Origin of the sequence: Paenibacillus dokdonensis, assembly GCF_004916975.1 — a bacterium.
In the GTDB taxonomy this organism is placed as follows: Bacteria; Bacillota; Bacilli; order Paenibacillales; family Paenibacillaceae; genus Paenibacillus_AQ; species Paenibacillus_AQ dokdonensis.
On record NZ_STGQ01000001.1, the window covers coordinates 1,933,241 to 1,946,871 of the forward strand.

Genomic DNA, 13,631 nt, shown 5'->3' on the forward strand with positions numbered 1-13,631 from the left:
GGATAGCATGCTTTTAAAAAAGGTGAAAATGGAGAGGGGATCAACGGAATATGAAAAAAGCCCATCAATTGGTATTACTAATCATGCTTTGCGGGATGCTGGCATTAACAGGATGCGGTAAAGGGGATTCAGGCAAAGCGGCAGACTCCGGAACAACGCCTGGAAAAAACGCTGCGACAGGGGAAAAGGGGAAGGATTCGGATTCCTCGCTCAGTCCTTACAAAATTACGCTTGTATACCCGGCAACCGCTCCTAAAGACCTGCAGCTTGTACAGGATGAAATGAGCAAATATTTGACGGAAAAGATCAATGCCACCATTGAGCTCAAACCTATTGAGTGGGCTTCATGGGATGATAAAACCAACCTGATGAAAATTTCCAACGAACCCTTTGATCTGATGTTCACGGCGAGCTGGTTCTCCTATCCGAAGGATGCCGCCAAAGGTCAATATCTCGAGCTGGATGATTTAATGGCCCAATATGGCAAGGATATCCCCGGCGTTCTCGGTGACGATTTTATTAAGGGATCGAGAATCGGCGGCAAGCTCTACGCTCTTCCAACCAAAAAGGAATTCGGCCAGGGCTTTGGATTTCTCCTGGATAAGAAATTAGTTGATAAATACAAGTTTGATACGAGTGGCGTGAAGTCGTTAGAAGATATGGAAGCTATGTTCAAAACGATTAAAGAAAACGAGCCGGGTATCACTCCAATCGTTTCAAGCAAATTTACGAACATTTGGGAAGCGTCAAACTATGATGGCATCGTGGCCAATCTGGCAATTCCGCGGGATAGCAAAGAGTTAAAAGCCGTGGATACGCTCGAAGATCCAAAATTCATCGAATTCTACAAACTCATGCATCAGTGGAATCAGAACGGCTGGTTTGACAAGGATGTTCTGACCTCAGACGCAGACCAAGGCATGAATATGATTAAAGCAGGCAAAGCCTTTGCCGTAGCCCAATCCTTGAAGCCTGGAAAAGACAAGGAAATGAGTTTAAGTTCGGGCGTCGATGTGATTCAGGTAGAGACGGCTGAACCGTTCACGACAACGGGCGACGCACAGGGCGCTATGCTTGGTATTTCCCGGACATCCAAGGATCCTGCGAGAGCGATGATGTTCCTTAACATGCTGTATAGTGATCCCAAACTGCTAAATATGCTGGATTGGGGAATCGAAGGCAAGCACTATGTGAAAAAATCCGATAACATGATCGATTTTCCGGAAGGCGTGAATGCAGATACCCAAACTTACCCGAATCCGGGAGGCTGGATGTTTGGTAACCAGTTTAATTCCTATCTATGGGCAAATGAAGATCCTAATAAATGGGAAGAGTTTCAGAAATTCAATGACAGAGCTGAGCGTTCCATTGCTCTGGGATTTGCCTTCAATCAGGAGCCTGTAAAATCAGAAATGGCATCCATCGCGAATGTGGAAAAAGAATTTGGTGCCAGCTTAAGATCAGGTGCCGTAGATCCGGAGAAGATTCTCGCTAAGTGGATAGAGAAGCGCAAGGCAGCCGGATTTGATAAAGTCAAAGCTGAAGTAGATAAGCAGCTGGCCGAATGGGCTCAAACGAAATAGGGACCTAGTAAAATATGAGGGGATTCTGAACCGGGACTATCGTTGTGAGTCCTATGTAAGGGATTCCCTTTTTTCTTGTATGTAACTATACTCAGAGAGTAGATGAACCTATGAAATGCTTTACGTTCATTGTACAGATTCTTTTTATAGAGCCGGGGTAGCTGATGAATATGTTGAATATTAAAGACTCGCTTCGTTTTAAGCTGATCATTGGTTTTTTTACCATTGCCGTGCCTCTGGTCGTTCTGCTGCTCTACAATAACTACTATGCTTCGAACACGATCAGAGAGCAGGTCGCCGATTCGAATAAAAACTCGATGATTCTCTATTCGCACCAGATTGAGGCGGCACTAAACAAAGAAACGAACTTTTTGTACAATATCGCGGTAGAAGACCCGAACATTGCTGCTCTTTCGCAGCTGCAAAATGATCCTGATGAATACTATTTGGCCAAGGCCGGAATCTTAAACACCTTGACACGGTATCACCGGTTCGATAACAGTGTTGATCTTCAACTCATCTACTCCGTCCAAAAACAGGATCTGTTCAACACGCCAATTAAAACGCAATCCTATGAAGAATTACTATCGATCAAATCCACCATCGAAAAGCTGGTCAAGGAAGTTCGGCCGGATAGTGATTTTTTTCGCGAATGGAAGGCTATTGAATACAGCGATCACAAATATGCTTTAATAAGGTTGGTCGATACAGGGGATGACTTTTATCTGGGAGCCTTCGTGGAGATGGAAAATCTGATGATCCCGCTGGACTTAATCCATTTGGAAGATGGCTTCGCCAGTTTCGTAAGTGATCAGGGGCTGCTGATTACGAACACGACAGCGATCGGTTCGCAGCGCCTGAATACCTCGTACGCCTCCGAATCCAATGAAGTATACCAGGTTGTGAAAAAAAATGACCGTAAATATATTGTGGTTATGAATCAGATCCAGGGAACGGATGTGATTCTGAGCGCTTTTGTCCCGGAATCTCAGATGCTGAAGAATCTATATCACTTCCGAAGGGGCATTATTATTATTTCGATTGTGGCACTGATCATTTTGATCATTTATTTGGTCTATCTTAACGATATTATTCTTAAACCTATGAACAATCTTGTTCGGGGAATGAGAAGGATAAAGCATGGGGACTGGGATACCCGACTCTATTCCTCCAAAGCAAAGGAGTTCAGTATTATCAATGAAACGTTTAACAGTATGGCCTCCGAGATTCATGAACTGAAAATCAGTGTGTATGAAGAGCAGATCAGAGCACATAAGGCTGAACTCAAGCATCTCCAGCTTCAGATAAACCCTCATTTTCTGCTGAACTCCATCAACATCGTTTACAATCTGGCGGAGATTAAAAATTACAGCGTAATTCAGCTGATGTGCATGAATCTAGTGAAGTACTTCCGCTTTACGACCAAAACCAACCAAGTTGCCGTGACGGTCGCGGAAGAAATGGAGCATATGGAGAGCTATATCAAAATTCAGCAGGTCCGCTTTCCTGAGCGGGTCACCTATCATATTCAACTTGCTGATGAAGCAGCTAAGGCGGCCATACCGCCGTTGTTAATCCAGCCTTTTATCGAAAATGCGATTAAATACGGCTTTGATTTTATGGATCATCCTTTCCATATTTCCATTCATATCCGTCTTCTTGGGACAGAACAACTGGAGATTGTGATTGTAGATAATGGAAACGGCTTCCCGGATGACGTGCTGCAGCCATTGCAATCGGGATGCTTCCTGGATAATCAAAACGGAGAGCATTTAGGCATTTCTAACGTGCAGTACCGGCTGAAGCATATTTTTGGGCAGACGACATGCCTTGAGTTTGATAATGCCCCCGGCGCAGGGGCAAGGGTCAGAATTGTACTTCCTTTCCGAACGGTTGAGCAGTTTACTTCATATTGATGATCTGATGGGGGAATTCACACATGTATAAGGCACTGATTGTAGATGATGAAATTTATGCGGTGATGGGCATCAAAAGCGGCGTGAATTGGCAGGATTTGCAGGTGTCCGAGGTGTATGAGGCTTATAATATGCGTGACGCATTGCAGATTTTTGAACGTACGCCGATTGATATTATGGTGTGTGATATTGAAATGCCGAAAGGGACGGGAATTGAGCTGCTGGAGAGGGTTAACGAGATATCTCCCGGCACAGAGACCATTTTTCTAACCGCCCACTCTGCTTTTGATTTCATGAAAAGAGCCATCCAGCTGGATGGATTCGATTATTTGTTAAAACCTATTGAATTCGATGTCCTTCAGGAGACGATTGCCAAAGCATTAAAGTCTATTAAACAGGAACGTGAATTACATCATCTGCGGGAGCAGTATAAACCTTATTACGAAACATGGCGCAAGAAAAAATCCCTTATCACCGATAAATTCTGGAATGATCTGTTTTCGGGAAGAATAGTTTGCTCTCCGGATAGCATTGGAGGGATTCTCGAGGAGCATGAGCTTGCTGGACTTCAGGATGCCGTATTCCTGCCTGTGCTGGTAAGCGTAGAATCATGGCTGCGTGAGTATAGCACAAAGGATGAAGAGATGATGGAGTATGCCATACGTAAAGCTGCTTCTGAGATGCTGCTGCCCTCCGGAAAAGGCGAGGTTATTCAGACCAAGCAGGGGGTGAATGTCGTTATCATCGCTGGTGCGGAAGGAGATGGGGATTCCATTCTCGAGCTGCACACAAGCTGTGAAAAATACATCCAGGGCTGTCATAAATATTTTGGCTGCAACCTTTCCTGCTATATTGGCGAGAGCTCCACATTATATAACATCGCGGATACGTACAAGCAGCTGCTGGAGATTGAGTATAATAATCTGAATAAGTCCAATCAGGTCTATACACTGGCATCACTAGGTACGACTTCGATCAAAACCATGATTCCGCGGATATCGACCTGGACGATTTTGCTGGAGCAGGGAAAGCTGGAAGAACTGCAGAAGGAGATTCATAGCCGTATTGCAGAACTGTGGAAGATTCCGAGGCTTTCACTCAGTGAACTCGACGGGTTCCGCCATGAATTTATGCAAATGATGCATTATATTCTTCATAAAAACGGACTTTCTGCCTTCGAGCTGTTTCAGGATCAGGAAGGCATCCTGCTGAGTGCCCAGCCCCGTAATCTGGAGCAATTGGAAGCCACGGCTCTTCGATTGATTCAGATCATTTATGATCAGCTGCATCAGAATCACTCCGTCATTCAGCGTATCCAATACTATATCACAGAGCACTTAAACGAACCGATCACGAGAGAGCAGCTTGCGAGCTACGTGCATCTCAATCCTGCTTATTTGTCCCGTTTATTCAAACGCGAGGTGGGAGAGTCAATTACAGATTACATACTGCATGTCCGGATGTCGCTGGCAAAGGACCTCATCATCACCTCGTCCATCCCCATTTCGGATGTGGCGAAAAGCTTTGGTTATCATAACTTTTCGCATTTCTCCAAAATGTTCAAAAAGGTATATCATGCTTCGCCACAGCAATTTAGGCAGCAATCGGTTTGAATATGTAAAGCCAGCTTACGGAAAAGTAAGCCGGCTTTTATAATTCCGCTAATAGCGGCAGATAAGATGCAATTATTGCAAGTTAATATTAGATATCTATTTTTTTGCTGAACGTGCTTTGCTTGCCGATTGCCCCTTTGCACTATTTACAACGAAGGCATCTCCCGAACGGTTGGGATCCCCAGGAATGGAGGTCACCGTGTTACCTTGGATCATGATACCGCGCTGTGCTGAGGTCAGATGTGGGCTCCTGCCGTTTAATCGGCAGCATGTAAAAGAAACTGCTGAGATTTGGGCCATTTTGGATATAAAAGCGCCTACTTGAGGTGCCTCCACGATCCATTCTGCCGAGGTTTGAGGACCGGTATAGCGTTTTGTTGTCCTAAATGTCCAGTTTTGGGTTGTATTGCGCATATAAATAAGCCAGGTAGAGCCCTTTAGTTTTGAGATAACCGCATGGATTCGATCACCGGGTTGAACCGGTTTGGGAATGAGAGTCATCACATTAGGGAGGATCTCCCACCATGCGTAGTAATGCGCTTTTCCATTTACAAAATCATGTCCGGTTCCCGTTTGAATCAGGCTGGTATTCCCAAAGCCATCGATTCCAATCCATGCTGAAGAGTAGGATGGTGTGGTACTTGGCCGCACAAAGGGGACGGTCCACTTTGCGGAAATACGCCGGAACGATTTAGTACGTCCAGAGATGGCATAGCCGCTCCAATTGGAAGATATCCAACCCAAGCTGTTAAGCTGTGGTTTGCCGGGCTTTTCCAACAAGCATACTCTGTGAGTCTTATTCATATATTCCACCACCTATGAAGTTGAATTTCGATAATCTATCATATGCGGTGATAGAAGGTGCGAGTGGGGATATGGAGGTTATTAAAAGCTTGTTTTTGAAAGGAATTAAGCAACCTTACAGGCTGTTGAATTGTTATCATATATGAAGAAGTCAAATATGAGATGTTCGATCGGGGGGCTTAAAAGTATAGATGTCTATTAATTGGATGAGTATATTTATTGTTTTGTTGTTAGGAGTTGTTGTGATTTTAGGTATTATTGGGATATTGAGGTTTATTTTTAGACGCTAATTTTGTATTTAATTAAAATTTGGACTCGAAAGGAATTTTGTTTCTCATCATCATGAAGGTGGGGATTATTTGTATACAAAGAAATGTACTTTAGAGTTATTCCGTCAAAACTTGGGGACTGCTGATTCGTTACTGCAATCTAATCTGGCTCAGAGTTTAGATCGTTTTGCTAAGGTAGAACCTCATATCCAAGCCTTTATTCATGAGAATAACAAGGAAGAAAGAATTATGAGCGAGATTGATGATCTATCCATGAAATATTCAGGTCATGATCAACCTCCTCTATTTGGAATACCGGTAGCAATTAAAGATTTAATTCACATCAACGGCTTACCTACATATGCAGGATCAAATCTCCCTGCAGCCGCTCTTACCGGACAGGAAGGGAGTTTCGTAAAACGATTGCGTGAAATGGGTGTATGGGTCACAGGGAAGACAGTAACAGAAGAGTTCGCTTACGCCGGTCCTATTCCAACCCGAAACCCTCACAACTGGAACCACACCGCAGGAGGCTCCAGTGCGGGGTCCGCTGCAGCTGTAGCTGCCGGTATTTGTCCTGTTGCGATAGGAACGCAAACACTGCGTTCCGTTACCGCGCCTGCCTCCTTTTGCGGTATTGTTGGTTTTAAACCCAGTTATGCCCGCATCCCGATGGATGGCATCATATTGCTATCGCCATCTTTTGATACGCTGGGTTTATTCACACAGGATATGGCGAGTATGGAATATATCTCAGCACATCTCATTCCGGAGTGGAAGCCATTTCGATCTGATCGTAAACCTGTACTGGGTATCCCAAATGGTGTATATATGACTTTAATGTTCGACGAAATTCGAAACGCCTTTCAGGACCAGATCAGGAAGCTGGAGGAGGAAGGCTTCACAATAAGAACGGTTGATATGCCATGGAGTGATGAGTTTATATATGGCGATGATTTATTGAGGTTCGTTCAGGGGGAGATGGCCCGCGAGCATGAAATATTATTTGAGCAGCACAAAGGCTGTTATGGACCGGCTGTGCGTGATGCGATCTTGGCAGGCCAGATGATGGAGGAGATAGAGCTGGATGGCTATCGTAAGGGTCAAATATCATTAAGGAATGATCTCCTGGAAATTCAACAGAAGGAGGGAATCGATCTTTGGGTATCTCCGGCACAAGGAGGAACTGCACCACTGTCGGGAGGACGTACAGGATGGGCCGGCATGACTGCCATTTGGACATATGCGGGACTTCCAACGATGAGCATACCTTCAGCGACAGTTCATGATATGCCTTTAGGATTTCAGTGTATTGGGAGCTATGGGAGAGATGAAGAATTGATATACTGGTCGAAACAGTTGTCCGAGGTTCTGAACTCACATAAGTAGACTTAATAACGAATAATACTAGAAGTCATATAGGCGCCGGTAGATGCTGCCTCTATGACTTCTTTTTTTAGGTAGTCATTTGGCTGATTCAGCCGATCAGATGATGAAATTTAAAGAAGTGAAAATATTAAAAGCTTATGTAAATGATTTGTAATTGTTTGACGATACGATCAGTTCTACAATTTGAAGAAACGAAGGCGATGTATGCATCAATGGATTCAATTTGGGGCGGTACCGGGATAGATCATGCGTTAAGAAGCCTGCGGAGTATTTTTACTCGTCAGGCTTCTTTGTTTCACGACAAAAAAACGAATATTAATTTAAAGTTTTTAGCGGGAAATCAGTATGTGACCGGTGAATATATGTTTTAGGACTTCATTCTGAACAGAAGAAAGGAAGAGGGACCATGGAGCAGAAAGTTAAGTCTTCCCATCACTTTCAGTTTCGGACGAAGGCTGATATGCAGCAGGCTGTGCTTGCTACATTGGAGCCTTTGAAAAATCACTTCACCTCCGGAAACTCGGGCCTACAGCTTGGATCCACAGCCGCGATGCACAATGAGGTACTAGCGCTTATGGAGGCTTTTTCAAGGCCCTTATGGGGGCTTGTTCCCCATGCCGGCGGGGGCGGCGAATCCGATTTATGGCCAACATACCTTAAAGGAATAATCAATGGGACCAATCCTGAGCATGAGGAGTACTGGGGAGAATTCGTAACTCAGGACCAACGGATGGTTGAGCAGGCCGTATTCGGACTCGGACTAGCACTCGCTCCGCATAAGCTGTGGGACCCCCTCAGCGAACTTGAGAAGCAGCAGCTATTCCGGTGGCTTAATCAGATCAACCTGGTGGATCATTCCAATCCCAACAATTGGTTGATGTTCACCGTGCTTGTGAATGTCGGCTTTAAAAAGGTGGGAATGCCTTATAATCAGGCGATCATGGATGAATACCTAGAGGCAATCGACACTTATTATTTAGGTGACGGATGGTATTCGGACGGGAAGACGGATCAACGTGATTACTATGTTCCGTTCGGGATGCATTACTATACTTTGATTTACGCTAAGCTGATGGAGCATGACGACCCGGAACGTGCCAAGGTGTATCGTGAGCGTGCCAAGACATTTGCCGAGCAGTTCATCTATTGGTTCGCCGAAGATGGAAGCAGTCTACCCTTCGGTCGGAGTCAGACGTACCGCTTCGCTCAAGTCTCCTTCTGGTGTGCGCTCGTATTTGCCGGTGTTGAGCCGTTTTCACTTGGGGTCATGAAAGGAATCATTATGCGGCATTTGCGCTGGTGGTTTGCTCAGCCTATCTTCACGTCCGATGGATTGTTAAGCATCGGTTATGCGTATCCCAATTTGATCATGGGGGAGAGCTACAATGCTCCTGGATCGCCTTATTGGGGATATAAAGCATTTATCATTTTGGATTTGCCGGATGATCATCCATTCTGGTCTGCGGAAGAAGAACCGCTGCCTACTTTAAGACCTCTTTCTGCGCAGCCTCATGCAAGGATGATTCTCTGTCGAACAGAGGATGAAGGGCATGTTGTTGCTCTGGCATCCGGCCAAATGGCTAATTTTGAGCTGGCGCATAACGCAGCCAAATATTCGAAATTTGCCTATTCCACACGATTTGGGTTCAGTGTTCCCAAAGGTTATTATGGACTGGCACAAGGGGCATACGACTCAACGCTTGCCTTGTGCGAGAATGATGAGCACTATCGTGTGAGGCGGTATTGCGAGGAATTCCTTATTGATGAGCAATATGTCTATTCGAGATGGCTCCCCTGGCGTGATGTAGAAGTACGGACTTGGCTTATTCCGGCGGGAATGTGGCATGTGCGGATTCATCGTATTCTCACCAGCCGCTGCCTGGCTGCGGCTGAAGGCGGATTTGCGGTAGGAAGAATGACGGATTATTCCTTGCGGGAAGCAGATGCGGTCGCAGCCGCACCGGGTCGAATCGCCGCCATGATGCCTGGTGGCATTAGTGGCGTGGTGAATGTACAGGGGTATACGAATGCAGTCATGATATATCCCGAAGCCAATACCAATCTGCTTAAGCCAAGAACGATGATTCCTACGTTGACGGTTCAGATGGAACCGGGTGAACATCTGCTGATATCCTCTATATTTGGAGCATCGAATAGCGAAGAGAATCAAAGGCATTACAGCCTCCCACCGGTCGTGGAAAAGACGCCGGAGGGACGGATTATCGTATCGGATGCCGAGAGCAAGACAGTATATTTCAGTATGGAGATTTAGAGGAATGAAGCCTGTCATTATCGGCTCAACACTAGAATTAGTTCTTAACATTGTGAAGTCAGGCCGCTGCGGTTACGGATCATTCTTACGATCGCTGTTGTCTCCAAATTTCTTGATTATATCTTTTCATAAGGGGAGAAATTCGGAGACAAAGGCGAACGCTGCGCTTCTTCAGAACGATTCCGTTCCCTTCGCTAATTTTGCATCTTGGCAAGCACTAAATAGATGTTGAGCCTTTTATGATTCTATTAATTTAGATGAGGAGATGAAGAACATGTGGAACAATGCTATAGAGGATGCACTCCTGAAAATAAAACAAAATATCCTGAAACATCCGGGTCAATTGCCTCATATTACCGAAGGAGAGAAGTACGAGTGGGGAGACAATAATGACTGGATCGAAGGATTTTATGTCGGTATGATGTGGCTCGCTTATGAGTACGGACAAGATCCGTTCTATAAAGAAGCGGCTGAAGCCTATCTCGCCAATTTTAAAGATAGGCTGGATCGGCATGTGGCCTTAGACCATCATGATATTGGTTTCTTGTATTCATTGTCTGCGGTAGCGGAATGGCGCGTTACCGGGAATTCTGCTGCCCGTGATGCTGCTCTCCAGGCTGCGGACAAGCTGTTGATGCGGTGGCGGCCACGGATCGGAATTATTCAGGCGTGGGGGAAAGAAGACGATCCGGACAACGGAGGAAGGATGATTATCGATTGCTTGCTTAATCTCCCGCTTCTGTTTTGGGCGCATGAGCAGACGGGTGAGGCCAAGTATTATGATATCGCCATGCAGCATGCCCTGCAAAGCCAGAAGTTTCTGGTACGCGGAGATGGCTCTTCCTATCATACTTTTTATTTTCACACGGAGAATGGAAATGCGCTCCGGGGCGGTACCCACCAAGGTTATCAGGATGGGTCGACCTGGACAAGAGGTCAGGCATGGGGAATTTACGGCTTCGCTCTAGCCTACAGATATACAAAGCACGAAGCCTTTTTGGATACTTCGAAACGATTGGCCAAATATTTTATCCAGCATTTGCCCGAGGACGCTGTCGTATATTGGGATTTTGATGTTATGGTTGAAGACGTCACTCCGCGCGACAGCTCGGCATCTGCAATTGCAGCCTGCGGCCTGCTTGAGCTGCTGGAACTCATGGAAGACTGCGATCCGGACCGGACTGTGTTCGAAGACGCGCTCAATCGCAGCATGAAATCACTGGTGGAGCATTATGCTTCGACAGGTCAGGCAGATGCCGAAGGATTGCTGAAGCATGGCTCCTATCATGTGAGGGGGGACCGGGCTCCGGATGATTATATGATCTGGGGAGATTACTTCTATCTGGAAGCACTGGTGCGGATTGAAAAAGGCAATAAGGGATATTGGTATGTATAGAATCTGTTGATCGTAATGCATGGCTAAACCTCTGATAGCATTATTCTCAGAGGTTTTTTTGGTTGTCGGCTTCCTTTATTGTTCAGGAAATGAAGGAAATGAAGGAGATGAATCGGAAATAGACGAAATAAATAAGTACTTGCAGGATCTCATAAAGAAACCAGGAGGAAACAAATCTATGCGGTTTATGATGATTGTCAAAGCAACGTCAGATTCTGAAGCGGGTGTAATGCCCAGTCCAGAATTACTGGAAGCCATGCTGAGATACAACGAGGAGCTGGCCAAGGCTGGAATATTGTTGGCTGCAGATGGCCTACAGTCCAGTTCGAGCGGAATCCGAATTTCATACCCTGAACCAGGCGGGAAACCGAAAGTCATCGACGGTCCGTTCACTGAAACAAAAGAAATAATTGCTGGCTATACGCTGATTGAGGTCAAATCCAGGGAAGAAGCAGTGGAGTGGGCCATGCGCATGCCGGATCCGCATGGCAATGGGCAGGGTGAGATCGAGCTTAGACAGGTGTTTGAGCCGGAGGAATTATCCCCTCATGCGGGAATACAAAAACAGATCAGGCTGCAGTTTAAGCTGTGAATATGTCAAAAGCAGAGCGTACCATTGACGCGATTTGGCGGATCGAATCGGCAAAGTTAATTGCAGGGTTAACCCGGATGGTCCGTGACATTGGACTCGCTGAAGATCTTGCTCAAGATGCCCTGGTGATCGCTCTCGAACGTTGGCCGGAATCCGGTATCCCTGACAATCCGGGAGCCTGGCTGATGACTACAGCCAAACGACGAGCAATTGATCTCCTGCGCCGAAATAAACTGCGTGATCAGAAGTATGAAGAGCTTGCCTACCATAAGGATTTATACACGGAGGAAGATCTGGACAGCAGGCTTGACGGAGAGATCGGCGACGATCTCCTGCGATTGATCTTCATGACATGCCATCCGATTCTATCTCAGGAAGCGAGAGTTGCACTAACTCTGCGTTTGTTATGCGGACTCACAACAGATGAAATTGCCCACGCCTTTCTTGCTGCTGAATCGACCATAGCTCAGCGGATTGTTCGTGCAAAGCGGACACTTAACTCCGCGAAAGTCCCTTTTGAGGTTCCCGCTGGTGAAGAACTGAACGACCGGATGTCGGCGGTGCTCGAAGTTATCTATTTGATGTTCAATGAAGGATACTCAGCAACTGCCGGTGAAGATTGGATTCGTCCACTCCTTTGCCAGGAGGCATTAAGAATTGGGCGTGTGCTTGCAGAGATCGCACCAGCAGAGCCTGAAGTTCATGGTCTGGTTGCCTTGATGGAGATCCAATCTTCACGTTTTAGGACTCGTGTCACCCGTACAGGAGAGCCTGTACTCCTGCTGGATCAAAATCGTGCATTATGGGATCAGTTGCTAATCCACCGTGGCTTGGCTGCACTCGAACGAAGTCAGAAACTCGGTCAACCGTACGGCCCATACGCTCTGCAAGCAGCTATCTCAGCCTGTCACGCTAAGGCGCATGAAGCTTCTGAGACCGACTGGCCGCGCATCGCCGCTTTGTACGAAGCGCTGTCACGCGTGACGCCTTCTCCCATCGTGGAGCTAAACCGTGCAGTAGCCATTTCAATGGCTTTTGGACCGGCTTTTGGACTTCAGATTGTTGATGAACTAAATGCGGAGCCGTCGCTGAGAGGGTACCATCTCCTTCCAAGTGTCCGGGGTGATCTTTTATACAAATTAAACCGGTTCAATGAGGCTCAGGAAGAGTTCGAACATGCTGCATCGTTGACGCGGAACGAACGTGAACGTGAACTTTTGCTGAAACGGGCTGCAGAGTGTGCGGTATGCAAAAAAAAATAAAAAAAAGTTTTAGAAGGTTGTCGATTTCCTTCCGTTTCATTCGTCGTATTTATAGAGAACGGGTTAATAAGTTATATATTAGTCTCGAACTAAAATTTATTGAGAAAGGTTGTTGAATATGGGAGCACAATTAAATCCATACGTGATGTCGGAGGATGCAAGAAAACAAGCAGAGTTTTACAAGCAAGCCCTTGGAGGTGAGATTCTCTCCGTCAAGACATTGGGTGAAGTGCCGGGTACACCGGAAGAGGCCAAGGACAGAGTGATGCATCTGGTTTTGACTATTGCCGGCACAAACACGTTATTCATGTCCGATTCTTTCCAACAAGTGTCCGGCAGCCGGAATATTAGCCTGTCCTTATCCTATGACAGTGAGTTTGAGGCGCGCACGGCATATGACAATCTCGGTGAAGGTGGCGTACTTCAGTATCCTTTCGAACTTCAGCCATGGGGGTCCTATTATGGAGAAGTCGTGGATCAGTTCGGAGTTACATGGCAAATCGTCAAACATTAAAGATTTAAGAATTTAAGATTC

General features: G+C 46.0%; 10 protein-coding genes. 9 read left to right on the top strand and 1 reads right to left on the bottom strand.

The genetic code is table 11. The features are described 5' to 3' along the window. Window positions 1-50: 50 nt before the first annotated feature. The 3 genes from E6W40_RS09015 (at window position 51) to E6W40_RS09025 (ending at window position 5,112) form a co-directional block, all read left to right on the top strand. The gene (locus tag E6W40_RS09015; RefSeq protein ID WP_136605175.1) at window positions 51-1,583 is read left to right on the top strand and encodes an ABC transporter substrate-binding protein; all 1,533 of its coding nucleotides are present in this window, start codon (window positions 51-53) and stop codon (window positions 1,581-1,583) included. Window positions 1,584-1,747: 164 nt separating this feature from the next. Then, window positions 1,748-3,499, top strand: a complete 1,752-nt coding sequence (locus tag E6W40_RS09020; protein ID WP_246072929.1) for a sensor histidine kinase — start codon at window positions 1,748-1,750, stop codon at window positions 3,497-3,499. A gap of 23 nt (window positions 3,500-3,522) precedes the next feature. After that, window positions 3,523-5,112, top strand: a complete 1,590-nt coding sequence (locus E6W40_RS09025; RefSeq protein ID WP_136605177.1) for a response regulator transcription factor — start codon at window positions 3,523-3,525, stop codon at window positions 5,110-5,112. Window positions 5,113-5,208: 96 nt separating this feature from the next. Here the strand turns inward: E6W40_RS09025 and E6W40_RS09030 are convergent, their stop codons facing one another. Further along, window positions 5,209-5,916, bottom strand: a complete 708-nt coding sequence (locus tag E6W40_RS09030; protein WP_136605178.1) for a G1 family glutamic endopeptidase — start codon at window positions 5,914-5,916, stop codon at window positions 5,209-5,211. Window positions 5,917-6,317: 401 nt separating this feature from the next. Between E6W40_RS09030 and E6W40_RS09035 the strand changes: the two genes are divergently transcribed. The 6 genes from E6W40_RS09035 to E6W40_RS09060 all read left to right on the top strand — a co-directional run bounded on the left by E6W40_RS09035 (window position 6,318) and on the right by E6W40_RS09060 (window position 13,610). Beyond that, on the top strand, window positions 6,318-7,574 hold the full coding sequence (locus tag E6W40_RS09035; RefSeq protein WP_246073064.1) for an amidase: 1,257 nt from the start codon (window positions 6,318-6,320) through the stop codon (window positions 7,572-7,574). A gap of 406 nt (window positions 7,575-7,980) precedes the next feature. Further along, a complete protein-coding gene (locus E6W40_RS09040; protein ID WP_246072930.1) occupies window positions 7,981-9,846 on the top strand; it encodes a DUF2264 domain-containing protein in 1,866 nt (621 codons plus the stop codon). 274 nt (window positions 9,847-10,120) lie between these two features. Further along, complete coding sequence (locus E6W40_RS09045) at window positions 10,121-11,242, top strand: glycoside hydrolase family 88 protein (RefSeq protein ID WP_136605180.1); 1,122 nt, start codon at window positions 10,121-10,123, stop codon at window positions 11,240-11,242. Window positions 11,243-11,420: 178 nt separating this feature from the next. Next, window positions 11,421-11,834 carry a YciI family protein gene (locus E6W40_RS09050; protein ID WP_136605181.1) on the top strand — a complete coding sequence of 138 codons (414 nt, stop codon included), beginning with the start codon at window positions 11,421-11,423 and terminating at the stop codon, window positions 11,832-11,834. A 2-nt stretch (window positions 11,835-11,836) separates the two neighbouring features. Next, window positions 11,837-13,096 (top strand): RNA polymerase sigma factor, encoded by a 1,260-nt coding sequence (locus E6W40_RS09055; protein ID WP_136606913.1) that lies wholly within the window; start codon window positions 11,837-11,839, stop codon window positions 13,094-13,096. 118 nt (window positions 13,097-13,214) lie between these two features. Then, the gene (locus E6W40_RS09060) at window positions 13,215-13,610 is read left to right on the top strand and encodes a VOC family protein (RefSeq protein ID WP_136605182.1); all 396 of its coding nucleotides are present in this window, start codon (window positions 13,215-13,217) and stop codon (window positions 13,608-13,610) included. Window positions 13,611-13,631 lie beyond the last annotated feature (21 nt).

What these genes read in the sequence shown, in the direction of transcription:
- E6W40_RS09015 (WP_136605175.1), top strand. Translation starts at nt 51, where the DNA reads ATGAAAAAAGCCCATCAATTGGTATTACTAATCATGCTTTGCGGGATG.
- E6W40_RS09020 (WP_246072929.1), top strand. Translation starts at nt 1,748, where the DNA reads ATGAATATGTTGAATATTAAAGACTCGCTTCGTTTTAAGCTGATCATT.
- E6W40_RS09025 (WP_136605177.1), top strand. Translation starts at nt 3,523, where the DNA reads ATGTATAAGGCACTGATTGTAGATGATGAAATTTATGCGGTGATGGGC.
- E6W40_RS09030 (WP_136605178.1), bottom strand. Translation starts at nt 5,916, where the DNA reads ATGAATAAGACTCACAGAGTATGCTTGTTGGAAAAGCCCGGCAAACCA.
- E6W40_RS09040 (WP_246072930.1), top strand. Translation starts at nt 7,981, where the DNA reads ATGGAGCAGAAAGTTAAGTCTTCCCATCACTTTCAGTTTCGGACGAAG.
- E6W40_RS09045 (WP_136605180.1), top strand. Translation starts at nt 10,121, where the DNA reads ATGTGGAACAATGCTATAGAGGATGCACTCCTGAAAATAAAACAAAAT.
- E6W40_RS09050 (WP_136605181.1), top strand. Translation starts at nt 11,421, where the DNA reads ATGCGGTTTATGATGATTGTCAAAGCAACGTCAGATTCTGAAGCGGGT.
- E6W40_RS09055 (WP_136606913.1), top strand. Translation starts at nt 11,837, where the DNA reads ATGTCAAAAGCAGAGCGTACCATTGACGCGATTTGGCGGATCGAATCG.
- E6W40_RS09060 (WP_136605182.1), top strand. Translation starts at nt 13,215, where the DNA reads ATGGGAGCACAATTAAATCCATACGTGATGTCGGAGGATGCAAGAAAA.